The following is a 22,498-nucleotide window of genomic DNA, read 5'->3' on the forward strand; positions in this document are numbered from 1 at the left end:
AGTGGTTGCTGGTGGTGCGGAGTAACGCCTAACTGACCCTTGCCGCGACAGTGAATGAGCAGAGGTGCGGAAAGCGTCTCCTAGCATTGCCATCCGTGCACGCGGCCTACAGCGTGATGCCTGAGAAACCGCCGGTGGTGGCCACGAACGTAGCCAGCATGCACAGCCAAACCAGGTCCAAAAAATGCCAGTACTGGGCCGCGAAATCGACGGGCCAATGCCGCTCATGGTCGTACTTGCCGAGCATAGATCGCACCGACACGATGCCCAACGCGATCACTCCGCCGGCCACATGAAGGGCATGCAGAAACGCCAGGACAACCACCATCCCCGCGACACCTTTGCCGGTTCCGCCTTGCATCGCAGGACCACCCAGCAACCCCAGCATCGCGACATACTGAATCGCCATGAAGGCGACCGCCGCGATGGCGCTGAAGGCGAGCAACGATGCGGTCAAAACACGCTTGGATCGCCGGACCGAACGCGTCGACCAATGAACCAAACCACTGATCCCGAGCAACAACACGGTGCTGGTCAGGAATGAGTTCGGCAACGGAACGGATGACTGAACATCACCGAGTCGACTGCTCGCATAGATGCCGTACAGCAGCAGACTGCTGAGAAAGAACACCAGCAGTGTTCCGAGAAACAGCCAACCACCTTGTCGAAAGCGTCGGTCGGTTGGCAGAACACTGGCGGGCATGAGCGATTTCAAATGGCAGGCGAAAACGAGAGCGTCGGTTCAATGAACCGATGCGAACTGCCAAGTTTAACCGCTCCGCCAAATTCCCACAGTCGCCCAGTGATCGGACGAGCGTGTTGAAATGGCTCGATTCAGGCGGCGCGTCGCTGCACCAAATCGTCTTGCAGTGCGACGATCGCCGCGTCGAGCGATCCCAGCGAAGCGACCAATTGCTGAATCCCACGAGCAAATTCAGGTCGTGGATCGAACCCCATGTCTCCCAACAATTCCTGCACCTCCTCGACCTCCATCTGCAGAATCAATTCTTCGGCGGTCAGTTCGTTGGCAGGTGGACGCTGGTTTGAATCGGATGACATAGGTGGCAGCCAAAAGCGATGGGAGGAATTGAGACACGGTCATCTCTGCCATCGGCAATCACAACAGCCCTCCTGAACCGAAAACTCCGCCTAATCGGAACAAACTTCCTCAGCGACGATTCAACGCATCTTTCGGCGAACTCAATAGTGCGGTGGCTTCTCATCTTCCAATTCGCCACCTCTCTCGCTGACCTTGCCCTTCAGCTCTTTCAGTTGATCCGCCATTCGCTTCATCTCGCGATCACGGCGCTGAGCCTCCAGAGACAACTCGGTCACGATTTCATTGAGCTGCTCACAAACGCGTTGCGTGTGAACGAGTGCGATTTCGAGTTCGGTGATTCGATCTTCCATCGACATGATCAAGATCCAATTTCATCGGCTTGCGAGCCGTACGGTCGCGTGCTGATCACGCCTTCCTGCGGACTACTCGCGGTTCCATACAAACGTTTTGGGATACGTCCGGCCAAGGCGGCATGACGCCCGGCATCCACCGCCATCCGCATCGCATGTGCCATCCGGACGGGTTCACGAGCGTGAGCGATCGCGGTGTTCAACAACACGCCGTCAGCTCCCAATTCCATTGCCACTGACACGTCGCTGGCCGTTCCAACTCCCGCATCGATGATGACGGGATAGTCTTCGTCATCTTCTTTCAGATATTCCAAAATGATCTGCAAATTGGCGGGATTCAAAATCCCCGCGCCGCTGCCGATCGGACTGCCCGCTGGCATGACCGCCGCGGCACCCACTTTCTTCAGTCGCTGGGCCGTGACCGGGCAATCGCTGGTGTAACACAGCACCGAAAAACCATCCGCCGCCAACTGCTCGCACGCGGCCACCGTTTCCACCGGATCGGGCAACAATGTCTTGCTGTCACCGAGCACTTCCAACTTCACCCAGTCCGACCCGGGATTGCCAAGCGTCCGCAGAATCTCGCGTCCCAGCTTTGCCGCACGCACCGCATCCGCAGTGGTGTAACATCCCGCCGTGTTCGGCAGCAGGATGTAGCGATCGGAATCGATGAAATCCAGAATGTTCTGGCCCGTCCGGTCGTAAAGTCGTTCGCGACGAACCGCGACGGTCACACACTCGGTGCCGGATGCGTCCAACGAATCACGCATCTGCTCCATCGTGTCGTAACGCCCCGTGCCGACCAACAAACGGCTGGTCAGCGTGTGCGATCCAATCTTTAGCGGTGAATCGGAGAGAGCGTCGGTGGTCATAGAAAAAAGATGGTGCGAAAAGGCAAAGAAGCGTGACTGCGAATCAATTGACGTGCATCGGGTCTGGTGAAACCGCCCTGATCAGACAACCGATCGCTCGCAGCAACAATCCCCAATCATCCACCTGCCCTCAATCCGCCATACAATTTTGACGGGCCAATCGCCCTTGGATCATCGACCGGCGAGCGGACGGATTCACCCGCCACCGACCAACGTCACCACTTCGACGCGGTCACCTTCGCCTACGATTGTCTCGCCGTAGTCCTCTCGCGGCACGACGTCCTCATTGACCTCAACGGCCAAGTAATTCTTCGGGACCTCGACCGTCACCAGCAGTTCGTCGATCGGCATCGGCCGATCGATCTGCGTGGGACGGCCGTTGACTGTAATGTCGATCATGCGACTCAATCGTTCTCTTCGTCGAAGGCAGCGTCGAAGGCACGATTGCTAGGCGAGAAATCCAATTTCTTGGTGAACTCGCAAGCCTCACGGGCACCGAAGGTGCGTTCCATTCCGCTGTCTTCCCATTCGATCGACAAAGGACCTTGGTAGTCGATTTCGTTGAGTGCACGGATGATCTCTTCGAAGTTCACGCCACCACGACCGGGGCTGCGGAAATCCCAACCTCGTCGCGAATCGCCAAAGTTCAGGTGGCTGGCGTTGATGCCCGACCGTCCGTCCAACGTCACAATCGCGTCTTTGATGTGCACGTGGTAGATGCGATCGGGGAACATGCGAATGAACTGAACCGGATCGATGCCCTGCCAGATCAGGTGGCTAGGGTCAAAGTTGAAACCGAATTCAGGACGATTGTCCAAAGCTTCCAAAGCACGTTGAGCGGTGTAGATGTCAAACGCGATTTCCGTTGGGTGAACTTCCAACGCGAAACGCACGCCACACTCGCCAAACACATCCAAAATTGGATTGAAGCGTTCGGCCAACAGATCGAAGCCCGCGTCGATCATTTGAGGCGAAACCGGTGGGAACGAATACAACAAGTGCCAAATGCTGCTGCCGGTGAAGCCGTTGACCACATCGACGCCGAACTTCTGAGCGGCACGAGCGGTGTTCTTCAGTTCCTCGATCGCACGATCGTTGACGCCTTCTGGTTTGCCATCGCCCCAAACGTAGTCGGGCAAGATTGCTTTGTGACGCTCATCGATGTTGTCCAGGACGGCCTGTCCGACCAAGTGAGCGCTGATGGCGTGGCACTGCAGGTTGTGTTTTGCGAGGAGAGCGTGCTTTTTTTCGCAGTAATCATCCTCGGCGAGCGCTTTGTCGACTTCAAAGTGATCGCCCCAACAAGCCAATTCGATCCCATCGTATCCGAAATCGGCGGTCATGGCTGCCATCTCTTCGATCGGCAAATCCGCCCATTGACCAGTGAAAATCGTAACGGGACGTGGCATGGAGGTCTCCAGGAAAATGGGGAATCGGATCCATCAAACGGATCGCAACACAGGAATCGACGCCCTCGGGGCGACGCGGCGGCATTATCGCCGAACACTGTTCGCCGGGCAATTCCCCTGCATCCAATGAATCCAACTCCCAGTCGACTCCCCAATCCATTCTTTCACAGACAAATCCGTCTGGCCCATCCGTCCGAAACACGCCCGCCTCACTCACAGCCGTTCAGCATTCGCACCACAGCGGCACTCACGATCGCGGCACTCACCACGCCAGATCAGGCTGCGGCAAAGCGTGACTGCGGCGATACGTCATCGGCCGCGTCAGACACGCCGGTCATCGGACGAGAAAATCGCACTGAGATACAACCCGGTTGGCGTGTGGGACTTCACCGGCGTTTCCATGTGGCTTCGAACCGCACGCATCACGTCTCGTCTGGAAATTTGCCCTCTCAATTTTCCGTCGCTATCCAACACCGGCAATCGACGACACGCCGCATCAAGAAAGGTTTGCGCGATCGTCAGCAAATCAGTCTCTTCACTGATCGTTGGCGGATTCTTGTCCGTCAAATCACCCACCGGAATGCTGGGCAAATTTTCGTAAGCCATGCCGACAACGAATTTCATGCACGACTTCTCTGAAAAGACACCAGCAAAGTGACCATCCTCATCCACCACAGGTGCGCCCGAGATACGCTGCCGAAGCAAGACATCGAGAGCTTCCAACGCGTCCATCTTCGGCGACAACGTGATGAGATTCCGAACCATCATCTCTCGAGCCGTGACGTGCGGCATGGTTCCAGGGCTCGGCGTCGGCAGCGTGGCAGTTCCAATTGTTTTTGTCATGACGAGGTCCTCATCTGAAAAGGGGCAAGGTCGACCGAAACGGTCTCCACCTGAGATCACTTTGAGGCGTCGGTTAAGACTCGGTCAAGAAAATTCCATCGCGCAAATCGCAACCGCCGCTCGTTCCCAACGTTCTCGATCATCGTACTTGCCCCAGAAGCACTCCGTTGGGGTCGCAATACACGGTAAAATGCGTCACAAAGGCATTTAGCAAACCCCAGCGGCGCAACAAAAAGTTGGGGTTGTGAAACTTGTCACGCAGTGCACCAGGAGAGTGGAATGTTGGGTCGTTGGGTCGAATTCGAATTTGATTGCTTGCCGCTTCGAACCATCACGCGGTTGGATGTTCCGCTCGATGCTTCGCCGAATTACGAGGCATTTGTCTTGCGAGTCAAAGCGGCGTTAGCCAAACACGGCACCTACAACACGTACTACCTGCACCGCGCCCGATGTGCCTTTCACCTGACCAACGACCCGGATCGCGGACGCGTTGAGTTTCATGTCGAAGGCGTCGTGATGACCGGCGAAAAAGATCTGAAAACCAAGGCTGTCGATCTAACGGTCACCCTCGGCGAAGAAACCTGCGATTGGCTCAACGAACCCGCCGTCGAATTTTTGGCTGAATCGGTCAAGCATTCCATCGCGGTGGAGTTCGACCGTTACATCCAAGCCGGCGATCTGACCCAGACCGAGAAACGTTTGGAAAAAATTCAACGACAAATCGAAGAAGGCGACGGCTTCCAGGCCATGTATCTGTGATCCCCGCGTCCGATCCAACTCATTTCGACTCCACGGATCTCTTGACACCACCCCGGCAGAGTTCCTAGTTAACGAGTCGCCCTTTGCGTTCGTCCTGTGCGTTCGTCGCGAGGGCCGCCTGTATGACGGTCACCAGACATTCGACCGCCTGTATCAATTGGATTGAATTTGCCGATTTGGCTTCACTGGACGATTGAATCAGTCGATCCAACAGCTGGAACCATTTCGACAACACCATTCCGCCTCCGACGGAAGGACGCGACGATGACAACTCGATCAGCTCAAACTCGAAAAGCCGCGCGAACTCTAATCGCCCACGCCGCCATCGGTTTTTGCGTGACGGCGAGCATCGTTTCCACTGGTTGCCGCAGCGGACGCCCCAGCCTGAACCTGTTCAGCATGCGAGGCGAACCCTCCGCTGAAACACTCGCTGGCACGGGCCCAACGCAAACCTACCCGCAACCACCGTCCTCCAAAGCCACCCCGAACGCGATCGCATCGATCGCCGGTGGTACTGCACCCGCGACAACGCCAAACGGAATGCCAGGCGGAACATCGCCAAACATGTACGCGTCCAGCACTGCTGGCATGCCGACCGTCGAAAGCACACCGGGCGTCCCAAGCACACCTGCATCGCCCGCCAGCAACCCATACGGTTCGGTCGCATCGCAATCAGGTGGATCGTTGCCACCAGCCTCATACGCTTTGCCTGGCAGCCAAACTCCGTCGCAACCAGCCAGCTACGCCGCTGCATCGGCCAACGGATACGCGATGGGAACTCAGCCACCAGCGTCCACGCCAACCGCTTCCGCCCAAGCCTCGGCGCAAACCACAACACCTCGCCCAACCGCGATGCCTCCGATCACGGTGCCATCGACTTCGAAACCGGCGGGTGCGGATGCGATCGCATCCAGCTCCAACACATCAGCCAGCAAGAGCAACGGCTTCACTTTGCCGGGAGCCGACCTCGACGCGATCGTCGCCCAACAACCTTCCAGCAACTCGACACCCGGCTCCGCGTTCTCGCTGCCAAGCGACCTGACCGCCGGCCCAAGTGCATCCAGCCAAGCCAGCACGTCGCCTGCCGTTTCCGCCATCGGATTGCCTGACGACCTCAGCAACACGATCTCGGACGCAACCGACAAAGTCGCTTCCGCGGCAAGCACAGCGACCAAAGCAACTGCCGATGCCGCCGCCAAAGCCGCTTCGACCGTGGCCGAGCCACCCAGCTACCAAACCGCGACCGGTGCCGGCTCTTCCAGCTCGGTCAAACCCGCCGGCTACATGCCTGGCAGCACCGGAGCAGCCTCGGGCTACCCAAGTGGATCAGTGATTCGCTGATTCTTGATCGCGAGACGTGAGCTCATCAACGCTCGCCTAAAATTATCGAGCGTGATCAACACTTGTGGCGAAGCTCAATTTTGCTCACCCGATTCGCTAATGCAGTAAACCTTCGTCAGCGTTCGAATCAGCAGCTTGTCTCCAACGACGCTCGGCGTCGCGATGCAAAGTTCATCCAGCGGATTGGTGCGCAAGACCTCAAACTCGGGCCCAGCCTGAACGACATAGGCCAGCCCCTGCTCGCTCAGGCAGAACACTTTCCCGCCATAGGCCCAAGGCGAAGACGTGAACGATCCCTTGGGCGAAAACCGCTTCTTGCCGTAGACCTCTTCACCAGTCTTCGCGTCATGGCAAGTCATGAAGCCCTGGTCGTACACCGTGTACAGATAGTCTCCGTAGACGATCTGCGTCGTGTTGTACGGTGACGCCCGCGGTTGGTACCACTCGATGAACTCACTGTTTACGAACCCGTCCTCGGTATCGATCCTTCCCGATGCACCAGGGCGAATGGCAAAGCTCGGTCGGTGTGCGTCGCCGACATAGCCCGACGACAAATAGCACATTCCGTGAGCGGCAAAGGGCGACGGAATGACCAAGATGGACATGTCACCATCGAAACTCCACAGCTTTTCTCCATCGAGCGAATAGCTCCGATTGACTCGCTGTCCGGGCACGACGATCTCGGTGCGAAGCTTGTTCTCCCAAACAAACGGAGTCGCCCAAGACATCACCTCGTCTCGCGGCGTCCGCCAACGCTGCTCACCCGTCCGCGTGTCGAACGAGGCGATCCAAGACTCTTCCTTGTTGTCATAGACGACGAACACCTGGTCCCCATGAACGACCGGGGATGCCGCCGCACCGTAGTCCATGTTTGTCTTCTTCGGCTCAATCATTCGCGACCAGAGCAACTCGCCATCCAGCCCGTAGCAATACAGCCCCAGGTCGCCGAACAAGACAAACAGACGCTCGCCATCCGTCGCGGGAGTCTCCGCGGCATACGAACTCTTGGGATGTCGCGGAACGACTGGCCGGCCGGTGTGAGCCTCGTGCTTCCAAAGCTCCTTGCCGCTGCCCAAGTCGAAGCAATAAACCATCCAGTGATGCACGCCCTTCGCTGGATCGCGAACCCCTTCACCCAAATACAAACCTCCCTGCGGCGGCGTATTGGCCTCGTCAGCAACGACCGACGAAACGAACACCCGGTCGCCAACCACGATCGGACTGCCCCACCCTTGCCCGGGAACATCGGCCACCCAAGCAACATTTGTTTCCTTGTCCCAAGTTGCTGGAAGCCCCGGATGATCCTCCGCAACACCCGTCGCATCCGTACCTCGAAATCGTGTGAAATCTTCGCCTACGCCGCTACCAATCACCCCCAGCGCCATCGCGAAAAACGCAACCGAGCCACCCAACCAATTCACCGTGCACATACCAATTCTCGCCGAGGACCAAAATCATCTGCCCCCGAACATAACCGGAACGCAGCCCGCCGGCCGATTCCCAACCGTCACGCTTTGTAGCACCAACACAGCAATAGAAACGCAATGCAACCCACCGCCCGACTCCACAACCGCCAACGATCACTCAAATGCGTCGTAAGGATCTTTGATTGCGCGGCCGATCGCTTCGGAGGTGACTTTGGTTCCTTCGCATTCAATCTGCTGCAGAAAAGGCAAACCCTTCAGATGAGAAATCCCTTCGTCGGTGATCGCTGTCCGATCCAGCCCAATGCCGGTGAGCAATCGCAGGCGTGACAACTTCGATAAGTCACGGTCTTGAACATCCGTCCCCGCGAGCTGAATCTGCATCAGGTTTGGCAACCGAACGACGTGATCCAGCAGCGATGGATCGTAGTTCTCGGGCGTGAACTCAACCGCGAAAATAGGCTGCCCTTCTTCGCGACGAACCATCCGCACCCCCGCCTTCCGCAGTTCGAACAGCGACCGCCGACTGTCCACCCCAACGCCGCTGACTTCAGGTCGCGTTCCTCCCTGGCCATCGTCTGACTCGCCAACCGCCAGCAATTCAAAACTTCCGGGCGGCAAACCATCAAAGAACGCGTCTCGATCGATCTCTTTCGCACGGTGCAGTGAGTCCAACACGTAAAAAGCATCGCTCAACCAGGGCCGCGGATCCGCGAGGTGCAACTTGTCGCCCGGCACAGCCACCTGCTCAAAGTAGATCCGGATTGTTCGACGCTCCTTCGGAAAAGGAACATGCAGATCACCCCAGCCCTCGACCGGCAACGCGCCACTCTTCGTGGTGATCAGCCCCTGCGGAATCGAAGCTGAATAAAGCACGCCCGAGAAACCATGGTCCAACAAGCCGCCATAAAAGCCAACCGGTGCGATCAACCCGGCTACACAAACCAGCTTCTCCCAACCTTCGGTCGGATACCAATCCTTCGTGGTCAGCAGCACCCAAGATCCGATCACCGCCACTGAAAAGTTCCAAGGCAGCACGCTCTCGTTCCAATTCACCAACAGTGGCGAAATCGTCAACGCGATTCCCACATGCATGGCCGCGCCTGCCGGCGCGGCCCAGCGAGGTCGAAAAATCGCGAGCACGCCGACCGCGAGCTCAACAACCGCAACGATCAAAGCAAACGACATGTAGGTCGCATCGGCATCCAAACCGCTGCGCTCAACCAACCAATGCGACGCGTAACCGAACCAGTCCGGCGACAACAGCTTGTGAACTCCCGCCCAAACCCACGTCGACACCAAGGACCAACGAGCAATCCGGTGACCAGGCTCCCAAACGCAGGCCGTCATCAACAACGCGATCGAAAAGAACTGAGGCTGCAAACGGAATTGGTCGAAGATCGCCGCGACAATCAACACGCCCCAATGCACCGCCATCCCCGATCGAGGACGCACCGCAACCCAAGCCAGCGACGCGATCAACATCCAACCAAACGAGATTTGCGGCAGATCAAATGTCGGCAAATGCGGCGGCATCTGACGGACCAGCCAAAGCGGCCACGTGATCGCGATCGTGGCGCACTGACACGCGGCACCAAACAACAACAGCCCATAGCGAGTACCTCCGAGCTGACTCAACGCTCGCCCAAATACACCCCAAGCGATCGGCGCACCACTATCCGCGGCAAAATCCCGCTGCGACGACGGCACACGACTTGTCGGATCACTCAAGGAAACAGCTACACTTCTGCTAAAGAAAAACGCACACAGCAAAAGTCTAGCACCTTCTCCTCACCCCGCCCCATTAGCGGGTTTCAGCATTCGAGAACCTCTCCCGAAACGAAGTTTTGGGGGAGGTCGAGCGACGCCGTTCAGGCGTACGCGAGGGTGAGGGCCGAGCACGGGAAAAAACGCGTACTACCCTCCCCGGAATTCTCGCTGAACGCTCGCATTCCGACCCTCCCCAACTGCGTTCAGGAGGGTGATTTCAACCTTGCGAGCACGGCACTTCAAAACTGCACGACCTTCTGCGCGGGCGGGGATCTCAAGGCGTTACTGGCACCGCACTTGAAAACTGCACAGCCTTTCAAACCACGGGTCACGCCAAGGCTTGATCGATCGTGTTGTTGGCCAAGTAATGCCCGCACAAAGAAATCGCCATCGCATCGGCGACGTCCGCGGGCTCGGGAACCGACTGCAAATTCAATTGCATCTTCACCGCCAACTGAATCTGACTCTTCGGCGCTCGACCGTTTCCAGTCATCACCTTTTTAACCCGAGTTGGCTCGTAATGCTCGACCGGCACTCCAGCCAATGCGGCGGCCAAACAAATCACGCCGCGAGCGTGCCCCATCAGGATCGCCGTGCGAGGCCGATCGTAATGCGAAAATAGTTGCTCCAGCGCCATCAGGTCCACCGCATGGGCCTCGAAAACTTCTGACAGCCCAACATGGATTTCGCGCAAACGCTCGGGAAGCGTGTCCGAACGGCGAGATTTAATCACGCCCGCTTCACGCAGGCACAATCGCGGCCCCTCTCGCGAGATCACCGCGTAACCAGTGGTGTTGAGCCCCGGGTCGATTCCCAAAATGCAGGAAGCCGATCCAGGACGAGCCGTTACGACTTGCGTTCCCAAGAGGTGCCTTCTTTCTTATCGAGCAACGCGACACCCAGATCAGCCAGTCGATCTCGGATCGCATCGCCGGTGGCGTAATCCTTTCGCTCACGAGCTTCCTTGCGAAGGTTGATCAACAGATGCACGACGGAATCGAGCAACTCCGCGTCCGCTTCATCACCACCGGAAGTGGCGGGCGGTTTTGCAAACAACCCGAGCACCCGCGACAATTCCGCGATGACTGATGTTGCTTTAACCAGCGATTCGACGGAAGGCGATTTTGCATCGGCACCGGCGGCAAGCTGATTGGCATCGATGTGTCGATTGAGAGTTCGCAACGCATCAAACAACACGCTGATCGCGGCACCGGTGTTGAAATCATCATCCATCGCGGCCAAGAACTTTTCTCGGATCGCGTGGATCTCGGTCAGCAACGCGTCGCCGGCCGGGTCGAATCCGCCTTCGCCGCGTCGGATCGCCGCGGACAAATCATAAAACGAACCGCCGGTGATCTCTGCAAAGCGATCGAAGTAGCGATAGAACGCCTCCAACGACGTGCCCGCTTCGGCCAATGTTTCTTCGTTGTAAACAATCGTGCTGCGGTACTGGGTCCGCAACAGGAAGAACCGAATGCGTTCCCCGGTTTGGCTGCGAATCAGATCCGCCAATCCACCTGCACCCTTGCTGCGGCTGATCTTGCCCGACGCTTGCTCTTCGACGCTGGCCGCTTCCGCCGCCGCGTTTTCGCGATCGCTCTTGCCGCCGACCTTGCCTTTCTCACCGGCCCGCATCAAACCATTGTGCATCCAATACTTCACCATCGGTGCGCCGTGGCAGCACGTGCTCTGAGCTCGTTCGTTTTCGTGGTGCGGGAACATCAAATCCAATCCACCACCGTGGATGTCAAATGTCTCGCCCAGAATTTCGTGACTCATCGCGGAACACTCGATGTGCCAACCGGGTCGTCCTTCGCCCCATGGGCTGTCCCAAAAAGGCTCGCCCGGACGAGCTGATTTCCAAAGTGCAAAGTCACCAGGGTTGCGTTTCTTGGCTGCCGCACCGCCACCTTCACCTTGCTGGTCTTCCACTGAACGATTCGACAATTGGCCGTATCCGGGATCCTTCGTCACGTCGAAGAACACATCTCCGTCGATTGCGTAAGCGAACCCCTTCGATTCCAAAGATCCGATGAACGCGATGATCTGCGGCATGTGGTCCGTCGCACGCGGCAAATGGTCAATTTGATTGACGCCCAATTCCCGCAGGTTGGCCAAGTAATCGGCGGTCATCTCAACCGCGATTTGGCTCATCGGGATGCCGCGTTCTTTCGATTTGCCGATCAGTTTGTCGTCGACATCGGTGATGTTCACCACCCAAGTCACTTCGTAGCCGCTGTACGTCAGGTACCGTTTGATGGTGTCGAAGATGACCGGACCCACCATGTGTCCAATGTGAGACTCGGCATAAACCGTCGGCCCGCACAAATACATTCCCACCCGAGGAGCACGCAGAGGCAAAAACGGCTCTTTGGTTTTGCTCAACGTGTTGTAAACACGAATGGCGGGCTGGGCGGACGAAGGGGAGGCGACCGATGCGGTCGGGTCGGCGGCGGTCATGCTCATCAGCGTGCGTGCGATATGAATGGAGCGAAGGCGAGGCGTCCTCGCGAATTGAGTGAGCCAGGAAGTATAGGGAATCAGTCCGACTTGGATCGAGCCCGCTTTTGAAACCCGTCCCAAACCGTTCGCGGCCCTGCAAACGCCGTGTTTTTGCCGAGCAAACACCTCCGTTTCAACATCCACGTCTCAACAATTGGGCAACCAGGCAAACGTGGCAAAATGGGCAGTTTCCAATATCAGGTCTCCCGTTGGCCGCAACCAATCTTTCCGCCACGAATTTCTGACCCCAAATTTCGGCCGAACGCTACGATGTCAAGATGCGTAGCAATCTCACACTCCAGCCATTCGCGACGCAAATCTCCCTCGAAGGCAATCCCCTTCGTTGACGCATCCAACGGCTCCGGCCACCTTCATTGCCCCACTTCGGAAAGCGGCACCATGTCCAAAATCTCGTTCCTCGCCCTGTTGTCCCTGGCAATGATCGCCTTCACCGGCTGCCAGCCCTCCAGTGCCCCAGATGAGGCTGCCACAACACAGACCAGCGACAGCCACGATGATCACGATCATGACAGCCACGAGGGCCATGATCATGCTGGACACGATCACGAAGGGCACGACCATGACGGCCATGACCATGCCGCGCACGGCCACGAAACTGTCGATGCCGCCGCCGCTGGGCTGAGTACCGACGCGTTGGTTCATCTCGAAAAGGCCGACGCGCCCAAGACGCTCGCCGACGCCATCAAGAAGCTGACCAGCATGCAATCGACTATCGCCGGCGGATTCGCCGATGACGACGTCGATTCGATCCACAACGAACTACACGACATCGGAACGCTGCTGGAACAAACTGAAGTGCTCGCCAAAGAGAGCGATCTCGGCGAAGAGAAAAAGAAACAAGCTCTCGCAGCAATCGACACTCTTTTCGATGCGTTCGGATCGGTCGACGCCAAACTGCACGGTGAAGAAGGTGCCGACTTCGACGAAGTCAGCAGCGACATCGAAGACGCAATCAAAGTGCTCGGAGACCTGAAATGATCTGTCGCCTGAAATACCTTGCACTCGGCACCGCATGCTTGGCATTCGCGGTTGGCTGTGAACCCGGTGCAAACGAAACCGCATCAACGGACTCCGATCCGACGGTGATCCTCAGCGAAGCTCCGTCCGACGCGTTGTCGCTAACCGAAGTCAAAGAAAAGTTCACGGACGAGGAAGCGGAAGCTCCCAACGAAATCACTTTGGTCGGCAAAGTCGACGCGGGTGAGTTCGAGGCCTTCGAACCAAACTCCGCTACATTCATGCTCAGCGAGCTTCCCGATGAAGACCACACCGGTGGCGATCCTGAGCACGCGGACAATTGTCCGTTCTGCAAACGCCGACTCGCCAACGCACCCAAAGCCGTCGTGAAATTAGTCGACCAATCCGGCAGTGTTCGGGCGACTCGAGCCGATAAATTGGCTGGCATTTCGAAAGGGGACGTGGTCACCGTTTCAGGAGCAGCCACCTACGACGAAGGCGTGAACCTGATCACGATTCAGACGCAGAAGATTCACGTTCGCTGACGGATGCGGCCTATCCCGTCGCCAGGATGGTCATAAACCCCGCGAAAAATAGCTCTTTTCGATTTTTCCGTGAAAACTGAAGACAAGAACCCCACCACAACCAACGGGAATCTGTTATAGTCCCCCTCGTGGTGGTATAGCTCGCGCACTCGGCGCGGGAAACATCACGGTTTACACGAAGGAATTAGAAGAATGGCAGAAGGTACAATCAAACGGCTCACCGACAAAGGCTTCGGTTTCATCGACACTGGAGGGCCGAAAGACTTGTTCTTCCACTGCACGAATGTCGAAGGCGCGAGTTACGACGAACTGCAAGAAGGTCAAAAAGTCACTTACACTGAAGGTCGCGGTCCCAAAGGACCTTGTGCCGAAAACGTGACTCCTGCCTGAACGGCTTGATCTCGAAGATAAAATTGTCACCGCCATCGAGTCACTTGATGGCGGTTTTTTTATGCGCTGACTGAATCGGAATCGGCCGGCCCAAACGTCGCCAGAGCAACTAAAAAACGGGGAACGAGTTGCCCCGGATGAAGCTCGCGACAATTCCGATCAACGATTCGCTACTGAGACAAATCCAACGTGCTACCGCCAGACGATTCGCCGCGATTTGCCTGCTGACCGTAACCCTGAGCCGCTCGTCGCGAACCATCGTTCTGCTGCAACTGAGCGGCAACCTCATCGCGACTGTTGGTCAGCATCTCTTCGCTGGCCTGCTCACGAGCCATCAATTCGCGGTGCATTTCATCGCACTTCGCGTTTCGCTGCCGGTGCTCTTCGGAGACACGATGCGCCTCGCCCAACCGTGCTCGCTCGTTCTTGAGCTGCTCCGATGCCTGAACCAATTGCTCCACCGCACGCTGCTTCTGACTCAGCACTCGCATCAACTCGTTCATGTGCCCGTCCGAAATCGCGGCTTCCTGCTGGACGGTTAACTCCAACAGCAACTGCAGCAATTCGAATCGACGATCGATGATCGCTTCCATGTTCTCGTTCCAATCCTTTGATGATTCGATGCTAGCGTCGCGGCCCCAACCAGAACGGACCACAGACAAGCGCGGGTGAGCGGAACGCAGTATCCACCTGGCGACTGCTGCACGTCAACGCAGACTTTTGTCGCACTACTGCGATGCGTGGTTCATGGTGCCGTTTGATTGGTCAACTGGGCTCCTTGATCGAGCCTTTCAACCATCCAGGCCAAGTAACGTTCCCAACCAGCACGATCATACCGCGTGACCTTGTCAAACTCCTCGTCCCACTGTGTACCAATCCTCCCCAGCACCACGTTGGCTTGCCGAATCAAGAGATCCGCTTCACGAACGCGACCAATCTTTCGCATCATCTGGGATTGCCCCAGAAAAGCTTCCAAGGACGCTGGTTCGTTCATGTATCGCAATGCCATGTCGCGATAAGCATCTGCGGCTTCCGCGAATCGGCCCATGTCCCGAAGCGTGTCCGCTTGGCCGATCAACGAATTGCGAAGCAACGCCCGCTGCTTGTCACTCAAGTCGCTGTCACGCTGTTGGTTTTGCAAGTAGTTAGACAGCATCGCGAATTGATCCAGAGCCGCCTGCCGACCCGCATTGGCTTTCTGACTGAGCCCACGACGAGCCGTGTCCTGAAGCTCCGTTGATTCCAGTTCCACCTCCGGCAACTCCGCCGTCAACAAATGCCCGCGAGCCAACGAGTACGCGGCAGTTTGAGTTCGAGGCATTGGCCAGTATCGCTTCACTGCCTCATCCAATCGTCGCATTGCCAATTGCAATGTCGGACGAGTCGCACGCAAAGCTTCCACACGCTCGTCCCACTTCAGATCACGTGATTTCAGTGTTTGCGACAAACTTTCCGCGAACAACATCTCGCCCAATGTCAGCAACGAGTCTCGCCAAGCAGGACTTTGCGGAGTCAACTGGCCGTCGCTGAGGTTGGCTTCTAACCATTCGCGTGCGCGTTCTCGATCGCCCAAATCCGCAGCCGCTTGAGCCGCCAACAATCGAGCGTCATATCGCATCGGGTCGCGGTCGTATTCGATGATGCATGTTTGCAACGAATCGATCGCCCCCTTCGCGTTTCCGTCTGCGAGCAATGCTCGCCCGTGCGCCACCAAGGCTCGAGGAATACGCCCACGTTTTTCGTATCGAAGGTAGTCCTCCAACAAGACGGCACTTCGCGAAAAGTGACGCCCCTTTTGATACGACTCGATCGCCAACCAAAGCGTCGGCACATATTCTTCCGTGTCGAATTGTTCCTTCGCAGCCGCGGCAAATGCGTCTCCCGCACCGCGGAATTGCTCTCGTGCCAAGACCGATGCCTCCCGCGACAGCTCGCCTCCTGGGCCCAACCCAGCCGCCAGCGTTGCTTCGCCCCAATCTCGGTAAGCAATCCCGGCTTGGCTGTGCGAACTTGCCACACCGAGCACCGGAGAAGTGACGGTGGCTGTTTCGACCGCCGGTGCGAACTGACCGGCACCTCGCAGCATCGCGATTGCATCGATGATTCGTTGCTTCACGTTCTCTCGAACGATTTCAGGGAAGTCCAAGTACTGACTTTGCCCAATCTCTCGCACCAAGTAGCGAGACGTTTGCGCGACATCTTCGCCCATGCCCCGACTGGCCAACAACTCGATTTCCGAAATACCACCTTCGAGTCCACGGTCATCGAATGGACGCTGCTGTCTCGCTTGAGTCAGCCGGGCCAATGCGAGATCGGGATCGTTTAGCAACAGATACGACTGAGCCACCAACAAACGGGCACTGCCGGCAACCTTGGGATCCGCTTCACGCTGCAATTGGTCCAACACCTTGATGACATCGTTCAGCTCGGCCTTTGTCTCTTCGGGCAACTCACGTCCGGCGACGATTGGCACACCAGCGATCAACTGCGCCGAAATGGATGGCGGCAAAGCTTCAATCACGCGTCCTACTCTCGCCAAACCACGCTGCAAACTCAGTTGGTCACGAAGCTGCAATGCCCACGGCATTTGTGACCTCACCTCGCTAGAAATATCTTCTTCGACACGAGCGATCACAGGGAGCGCATCATCATATCGCTTCAGTTGATTCAGCAGTTCGATCCTCAGGATCTCGGCTTCGCTTCGGCGACGTTCATCCAAACTCGACTCTTCCAAGTGAGCCTCAATCGTTCGAAGCGCTTCGTCCGGCTTGGCGGTGATCGATGACGCGAGTGAACGAGCCAGCAAGGGCAGCAACTCAGCTCGCAGCGTCAAATCGATCTCAACAGCCTGCTTCAAATGCTTCGCCGCTTTCGCGTGCCGTCCCATCGCATGCAAGGTCGCCCCCAACATCCGATGCCCTTCGGAATCCCGGCCTTCCGGAAACCCGAGATCATGGGCTCGCTGCAGATAAGGCAACGCCTTTTCCATCTGCTCATGGCGATCTCGAGGCGACACCGCTTGGTTGGCTCTCGCGTGCGTACCAGCACCGATCAAGAACTGCTGCATTGGATACAGCTCCATGTGCTCTTCGTTCAGCTGGTCCAAACCAGATCGCTCGGCAAGGTCACCAGCGACCACGATGTTGCCCGCCACGTATTGGGCGGACGCCAAATTCATGGTCTGCACCGCATCGATTTCTCGACCGCCTGCCACGATCGAAAACATGTAGGCAAATCCAACCATCGTGAACATGGTCACGAACGCGAGCGAAAGCACAGTGGTCTTGGACCGCTTGCTCGCCGGTGCGCTGTTGTCATTTTTGGATTCGTCAGGATCAGCCACTTGGGCACCTCAATAGGGAGCCTTTCGCCATACCAAATCCCGCGTCCTGACCGCAACCGCACACGAGAGACAGAACCAATCGAGATCCTAACGTTCGCCCGCCGCACGTTCCCCCAGCCACTCCAAACTCACACCCCGGCGTCTTCAGAGGCCGTGCAGTTTCTGACACCGCTTTTCGGCAGAGTTCCAAAAGGGTGCACCTCTCCCGAAACGAAGTTTGGATGAGACTTCGAGCGAGGCGGCTCAGGCGTACGCGAGGGTGAGGGCCGGGAATGGGAAGTGTCGCGTATCACCCACCCTCAGAATCTCCCGCCTGTCTCAGAAAACATCAAACTTTTCTCCGCCATCGCCCCCTTCTTTCGCATGCCGCAAATCCATACCAAAGAAGGCCTATGATTAGCCGCTATTTGCAGCCCCCAGCACGTTTGATTCGTGCCGAGTTATCAGGCACCGATGCCAAGCGAGATCTTTTGCTAACGGGACACCAAAGATCTCTAACGGGATCTAAGAACGAACAACCACACCTTCACCAGTGTTTCACGATTCTCATCGCTCCTAGTCGGTGAGACCGAATCAGCCGCCAGCGTCTCACGCTTGTACCGCGTGAAACCATCGCCGCTCACAGCCGACTGCCCCTGACCATTGCAACCCCGCGGCAGACAATGTCTGCATATCCATTCCCCTGAGCCGCAATCACGCGGTGCGATCGTTTCTCCAATTTAACCCTGAGTCGGTTTTCTATTCTTCTCTTCAAGCTCATGGAGACCTCATGCGCTCTACATCTCGCGCGAGCCAGCGTGGGTTTACCTCGGTGGAACTACTGGTTGTCATCGCCATCATCGGCGTCCTCGTTGGGTTTCTGCTCCCCGCCGTTCAAGCGGCTCGTGAAGCGGCCCGTCGAATGAGCTGCAGCAACAACTTCAAACAGATCGGTTTGGCGTTGCATAACTACCACTCGGCGTACAACCAAGTTCCCGAGCAGCAAGGCGGAACGCACGGCACCGGCACCAACGCTTGGTCCGCAGCAACGTGCAACAACCGTATGGATCTCTCGTGCGTCGTCGGCTTGCCCCATTCTTCGAGCAACAAGGCTTGTGGGAACAAATCAGCAATCCCTACCAGGTCACCGAAGGATCCGCCGGCATCGGCAATGTCTACGCTCCCATGGGACCTTGGCCCGGCCGTCCACTCAATTCAGCAACCAATGCAGCCGGCGGCTTCTCCGCTCCTTGGATGACCAGCCTTCCAATGTTGCGTTGCCCCAGCGACCCCGGCTTCGGTTTGCCCGGACAAGGACGCACGAACTACGGACCATGCCTTGGCGACTCGACCGACACGACCTGGGGTGGCTATCGAAACCGAGCCAATGGTGTGGTGACAAGCAACTCGTCCTACCAAACTCGCGTTCGAGCATCTCAGCGTGGATTTTTCCGCAACCAACAAAAGTCAGCCTTCCGTGATGTCTTGGACGGCCTGTCCAACACAATCGCCTTCGGTGAGATCGTCACCGACTTGGGCGACAGCGACACTCGCACCAAACCAGTCGACGGTGCAGTCAACCTGCTGAACATCGGTGGCAACACCGCGTGCGAAGGCTTCGTCGATCCGGAGCGTCCTCAATTTTGGCTCAGCTCCGCCCCAAGATCGGCAGCGACGACAAACTCGAGGCATGAAGTGGGCTTACCGCAGTCCTGTCAGCCAACAAGTCTTCACGTTCCTGTCTCCTAACTCGCCGTTGTGCATCAACAACACCAACATCGTTTCCATCGCGACGTGCCCCATGGGAAGTCGCCACCAAGGTGGATGCCACGTGTTGATGGGTGATGGTGCAGCTCGATTCATCACCGATTCCAACGATGCTGGCAATGCAGATCGCGGACAGGTCGGAGCCCACGCTCAACACAACGACCCCGCATCGACGCCCGGGTCGGAAAGTCCATACGGCTTGTGGGGTGCACTCGGCACACGCAGCGCCAAAGAAGTCCTCTCGGAAGGATTTTGATCCAATGCGAATCGCAACCACAAACCTTCTCGCTCTGGCTCTGCTTGCGTTCATCGCAACAACGGTCGGCTGCGGCGAATCAGAATCCGGTCCTTCGTCGGACACGGACCAAATCCAGGAATACTTGGACAACAATCCGGAAGCAGCCAACGCGGACATGAATCCACCACCAGATCCAAAGATGTAGTTCGCTGACTACGTTGCATTGAAGCGATAAAACGCCGGCCATTCGTGGTCGGCGTTTTTTCGTTTGATGGCATGGCAATGATTCGCGACCAATTCACAATCGACTATCGCCAGAGCCACACATCCGCCCCCTCGTGCGCATCACGTGCGCGACGATCACCATGAGCGACGACTTGGCGGCGGTCGTCCAGCCTCAGCCTCAGCCGACACTTCGACCGGCGATGGCCCAGCCTACTCCGCCAGCCAAACGAGCAGGTGGTCGCCTTTCACTGTCTGAAGCGGCAACGCTCCCGAAACATCCTGCACGCTCGCGCGAGACCCATTCTTGCTCCACTTGTAAGTCCCCGGCGGCAGCACCACATCGACGTTCCCGCCAACGGTGGACTCGATCAATGCCCATCGACATTTGCCATCTTCCATAAGACCGCTGACGAGGTATCCGCCCTCGCCGCGAAAACGCATCATCTTCACGTCTGGCCAACGTGTTGGCACGGCGGGAAAGATCGCTAGCTTCCCACCATGACTTTGCAGCAACATCTCTTGCATCGCCGTCGCGCCATGCAACGGTGTCTCCATCACCGGCAATCCAATCTCAGAGTAGAAAGTGTTCGGCTTCAGATACGGCCGCAATTGCTCCAGGTACTCCACAGCCGAATCACCATCGCCAAGCAGTGACGCCATACAGGAACTGGCGGTGTAGGAATAACCAGCGATGCCGCGGCCAAACGAACGCCAATGCTTGAGACTTCGCTCGATCAACTCTCGGCCTTCTTCCGAGTCAGGAGTGATCGTCCGCAACGGGTAGATCGCCATCAAGTGAGACCAATGCCGATGCCCATTGGTCAACCAAACGTCTCGTCCCACCGCTCGGCCGGTCTCGTTGGTCTGCACCGCAACCAAATTCTCCGAGAGTTCTCGCCAAACCGGCAACAACGGTTCGTTTTCAACGGACAATTGCTTTTCTTCGGCAAGCTCGATCAATCGATTGATCGCCCAACGCAACAAATCCAAGTCATACGTGCAGTCCTCCGCCAATCGATATTCAGGGCTGAAAGTTTTCGGAAGATGCAGCGTCCCGTTTGCGTCCCGCTTCAAGAAATGCCGGTAATAGTTGACCGCCCGAGTCAGCAACGGATACAAGGTTTCATCGCGAATGGATTCATCCACCCAATACCGATACTCCAAGTCAACGTTGTGCAACGACCACAGCAAATTGGCACATTCCGCACCGATCTTTGGATCCATTTCCGGACGCCCACCTGGCTGACCAGCATGAGCGATCAGATCCCAACCCGATGAGGATCGCCCCATCGCGGACGAATCATGTCGGTATGGCTCCGCGACGTTCTCGTTTAGATGCTCTTGGTTGTCGTGCAATTTCTGACGAAGTGCCGAGACCGTTCCGCGACGATTCGCGGTGTAGCCACCCGCATGAGACAACTGCACATTAAGGTTCCACCAAGTCGCACTCCATGCCGTCGGCTGCAACCAAGGTCCCTGGTTATCAATGATCCACCCTTGATCGCGGGTCGCACAGGCAAGCTTGTATTGCTGGATCCAATAGAACGAATCCCAAAACGGATGGCCCGTCTGAAGAAAGCTCTGCGAGTAGTACGAATGCCACCACTCGCAATGGCTTTTGATCCACGATTCGTAATCGGCACGCACGGCCGAACGGACCGCCGCGACGACGCGATCGAACGCATCGGATTCCGGAAACGAGTGCTGAACGCTCAACCACAACCGCGTCCGGTCGGCGTCACGCCGCGTCGTCCAAGCAACCGCGGTCTGGCCGCCAGCCACGAGGTCCTGGACGATCAATTGAATTCCGTCCTCCGTTTCGGTGACCTTTGGCGCCGGATGTGGATCCTTTCGTTCCGCCTTCGCTCGCACCGCCCTGGGGCTCTTGGGCAACATCGGAACATAGACGAACTTAGCATCGCTCAGCTCGCCAGTCGTATGCAGTTCGCAATGGATCACCGGTTCGGTCGCGTGAGTGATTGCAGTCCATTTCGCATTCCCCTCCGCGGATTCAATCGTCCCACTGGCTTCCGCGTTCCACAATCCAATGCGAGAGGCTCCGCCGGGGACGCCGGCGGGCAAACGAAGTTCAAGATGGCCGATGAAGTGCCGTCCGCGGTTGAGCACTTCCACATGCTTTTCCGACAAATCGTCTTCGTCCCATGGCCGATGGTCGTGAGCAGCCGAACAACCGACATCGAACCGGATCGTCCGATCATCGGTTTGATAAACCAGCGTGCCTTGTTCACCGTTGCCCGTGAAAGGTGCTTCGTCCCACGATCGCGACATCGTGTCACGCTGCCAATCGCACTTGTCAAGAAACGTCGGCCAATCAACAAGATTATCCAACGAAATCGCGGGACGCGTCTCGTCGATTTCACGCTCACCGGCCGGTTGAGCCCAACCCGTTTGACCGCCAACCAGCCCACAATAAACCAACAGTCCGCAACAAATAAAAATAGCGAACAAAAATTGACGATGAGCGTTGGACGGTGGCATGAACGCAATCACTTCTGGCGATAGAACAGAGACTCTCTACACAACAGCGTCGATGTTAATCACGTCCAAAAAAAATCACACCTCACCCGTCGGCAGCTGACATACCTTCGCCAAGAACAACAACTGTGCTTCGATCGATTGCCTCGTCGTCGCGAATCATTCTTGCAAGCTCAATTCGCGTTCGATGTCAATTGATCCAGCGGG

Annotated in this window: 20 protein-coding genes and 1 pseudogene; 7 read left to right on the top strand and 14 right to left on the bottom strand. The window is 57.1% G+C overall.

Annotated features, from left to right (window positions below):
• Positions 1–106: 106 nt before the first annotated feature.
• The 7 genes from RE6C_RS21075 to RE6C_RS21105 all read right to left on the bottom strand — a co-directional run bounded on the left by RE6C_RS21075 (position 107) and on the right by RE6C_RS21105 (position 4,594).
• Positions 107–703 (bottom strand): cytochrome c oxidase subunit 3, encoded by a 597-nt coding sequence (locus tag RE6C_RS21075; RefSeq protein ID WP_008659880.1) that lies wholly within the window; start codon positions 701–703, stop codon positions 107–109.
• Between the two features lie 131 nt (positions 704–834).
• A complete protein-coding gene (locus tag RE6C_RS21080; protein WP_007333872.1) occupies positions 835–1,059 on the bottom strand; it encodes a hypothetical protein in 225 nt (74 codons plus the stop codon).
• Between the two features lie 141 nt (positions 1,060–1,200).
• Positions 1,201–1,416, bottom strand: coding sequence for a SlyX family protein (locus tag RE6C_RS21085; protein WP_008659883.1), 216 nt, complete (start codon positions 1,414–1,416; stop codon positions 1,201–1,203).
• 2 nt (positions 1,417–1,418) lie between these two features.
• Positions 1,419–2,282: a thiazole synthase gene (locus RE6C_RS21090; RefSeq protein ID WP_008659885.1), complete on the bottom strand. Its 864-nt coding sequence runs from the start codon at positions 2,280–2,282 to the stop codon at positions 1,419–1,421.
• A gap of 195 nt (positions 2,283–2,477) precedes the next feature.
• Complete coding sequence (gene thiS / locus RE6C_RS21095; protein WP_008659886.1) at positions 2,478–2,681, bottom strand: sulfur carrier protein ThiS; 204 nt, start codon at positions 2,679–2,681, stop codon at positions 2,478–2,480.
• Between the two features lie 5 nt (positions 2,682–2,686).
• Positions 2,687–3,691 carry a sugar phosphate isomerase/epimerase family protein gene (locus RE6C_RS21100; protein ID WP_008659887.1) on the bottom strand — a complete coding sequence of 335 codons (1,005 nt, stop codon included), beginning with the start codon at positions 3,689–3,691 and terminating at the stop codon, positions 2,687–2,689.
• Positions 3,692–4,012: 321 nt separating this feature from the next.
• On the bottom strand, positions 4,013–4,594 hold the full coding sequence (locus RE6C_RS21105) for a CBS domain-containing protein (RefSeq protein WP_051073394.1): 582 nt from the start codon (positions 4,592–4,594) through the stop codon (positions 4,013–4,015).
• A 219-nt stretch (positions 4,595–4,813) separates the two neighbouring features.
• On the opposite strand from RE6C_RS21105, the gene RE6C_RS21110 reads away from it, so the two are divergent.
• Both RE6C_RS21110 and RE6C_RS21120 read left to right on the top strand, forming a co-directional pair.
• The gene (locus RE6C_RS21110) at positions 4,814–5,293 is read left to right on the top strand and encodes a hypothetical protein (RefSeq protein ID WP_008659892.1); all 480 of its coding nucleotides are present in this window, start codon (positions 4,814–4,816) and stop codon (positions 5,291–5,293) included.
• Positions 5,294–5,557: 264 nt separating this feature from the next.
• On the top strand, positions 5,558–6,634 hold the full coding sequence (locus RE6C_RS21120) for a hypothetical protein (RefSeq protein WP_008659896.1): 1,077 nt from the start codon (positions 5,558–5,560) through the stop codon (positions 6,632–6,634).
• Between the two features lie 74 nt (positions 6,635–6,708).
• Here the strand turns inward: RE6C_RS21120 and RE6C_RS21125 are convergent, their stop codons facing one another.
• The 4 genes from RE6C_RS21125 to cysS form a co-directional block, all read right to left on the bottom strand.
• Positions 6,709–8,064, bottom strand: coding sequence for an outer membrane protein assembly factor BamB family protein (locus tag RE6C_RS21125; RefSeq protein WP_008659897.1), 1,356 nt, complete (start codon positions 8,062–8,064; stop codon positions 6,709–6,711).
• Positions 8,065–8,214: 150 nt separating this feature from the next.
• Complete coding sequence (locus RE6C_RS21130; protein WP_173401819.1) at positions 8,215–9,768, bottom strand: hypothetical protein; 1,554 nt, start codon at positions 9,766–9,768, stop codon at positions 8,215–8,217.
• A gap of 388 nt (positions 9,769–10,156) precedes the next feature.
• Positions 10,157–10,645 (bottom strand): crossover junction endodeoxyribonuclease RuvC, encoded by a 489-nt coding sequence (ruvC, locus tag RE6C_RS21135; RefSeq protein ID WP_008659899.1) that lies wholly within the window; start codon positions 10,643–10,645, stop codon positions 10,157–10,159.
• A gap of 29 nt (positions 10,646–10,674) precedes the next feature.
• Positions 10,675–12,294 (bottom strand): cysteine--tRNA ligase, encoded by a 1,620-nt coding sequence (gene cysS, locus RE6C_RS21140; protein ID WP_037252608.1) that lies wholly within the window; start codon positions 12,292–12,294, stop codon positions 10,675–10,677.
• A 435-nt stretch (positions 12,295–12,729) separates the two neighbouring features.
• On the opposite strand from cysS, the gene RE6C_RS21145 reads away from it, so the two are divergent.
• From RE6C_RS21145 to RE6C_RS21155, 3 genes are all read left to right on the top strand, one after another.
• On the top strand, positions 12,730–13,329 hold the full coding sequence (locus RE6C_RS21145) for a hypothetical protein (protein WP_008659901.1): 600 nt from the start codon (positions 12,730–12,732) through the stop codon (positions 13,327–13,329).
• On the top strand, positions 13,326–13,853 hold the full coding sequence (locus tag RE6C_RS21150; RefSeq protein ID WP_008659902.1) for a hypothetical protein: 528 nt from the start codon (positions 13,326–13,328) through the stop codon (positions 13,851–13,853). The genes RE6C_RS21145 and RE6C_RS21150 overlap by 4 nt, the downstream gene beginning before the upstream one ends.
• A gap of 192 nt (positions 13,854–14,045) precedes the next feature.
• A complete protein-coding gene (locus tag RE6C_RS21155) occupies positions 14,046–14,243 on the top strand; it encodes a cold-shock protein (protein ID WP_007326931.1) in 198 nt (65 codons plus the stop codon).
• 170 nt (positions 14,244–14,413) lie between these two features.
• Here RE6C_RS21155 and RE6C_RS21160 read toward each other — a convergent pair whose 3' ends face one another.
• Both RE6C_RS21160 and RE6C_RS21165 read right to left on the bottom strand, forming a co-directional pair.
• Positions 14,414–14,836, bottom strand: a complete 423-nt coding sequence (locus RE6C_RS21160; RefSeq protein ID WP_236618394.1) for a hypothetical protein — start codon at positions 14,834–14,836, stop codon at positions 14,414–14,416.
• A 152-nt stretch (positions 14,837–14,988) separates the two neighbouring features.
• Positions 14,989–17,586, bottom strand: a complete 2,598-nt coding sequence (locus RE6C_RS21165) for a tetratricopeptide repeat protein (protein WP_008659906.1) — start codon at positions 17,584–17,586, stop codon at positions 14,989–14,991.
• A gap of 769 nt (positions 17,587–18,355) precedes the next feature.
• Between RE6C_RS21165 and RE6C_RS21170 the strand changes: the two are divergent.
• Together RE6C_RS21170 and RE6C_RS21175 are read left to right on the top strand one after the other, a co-directional pair.
• Positions 18,356–19,588, top strand: a pseudogene (locus tag RE6C_RS21170) (DUF1559 family PulG-like putative transporter).
• Positions 19,589–19,592: 4 nt separating this feature from the next.
• Positions 19,593–19,775 carry a membrane or secreted protein gene (locus RE6C_RS21175; RefSeq protein ID WP_008659914.1) on the top strand — a complete coding sequence of 61 codons (183 nt, stop codon included), beginning with the start codon at positions 19,593–19,595 and terminating at the stop codon, positions 19,773–19,775.
• Between the two features lie 230 nt (positions 19,776–20,005).
• Here RE6C_RS21175 and RE6C_RS21180 read toward each other — a convergent pair whose 3' ends face one another.
• Positions 20,006–22,294 (bottom strand): glycosyl hydrolase family 95 catalytic domain-containing protein, encoded by a 2,289-nt coding sequence (locus tag RE6C_RS21180; protein ID WP_236618395.1) that lies wholly within the window; start codon positions 22,292–22,294, stop codon positions 20,006–20,008.
• Positions 22,295–22,498: the final 204 nt, after the last annotated feature.

Origin of the sequence: Rhodopirellula europaea 6C, from assembly GCF_000338295.1 — a bacterium.
Lineage (GTDB): Bacteria > Planctomycetota > Planctomycetia > Pirellulales > Pirellulaceae > Rhodopirellula > Rhodopirellula europaea.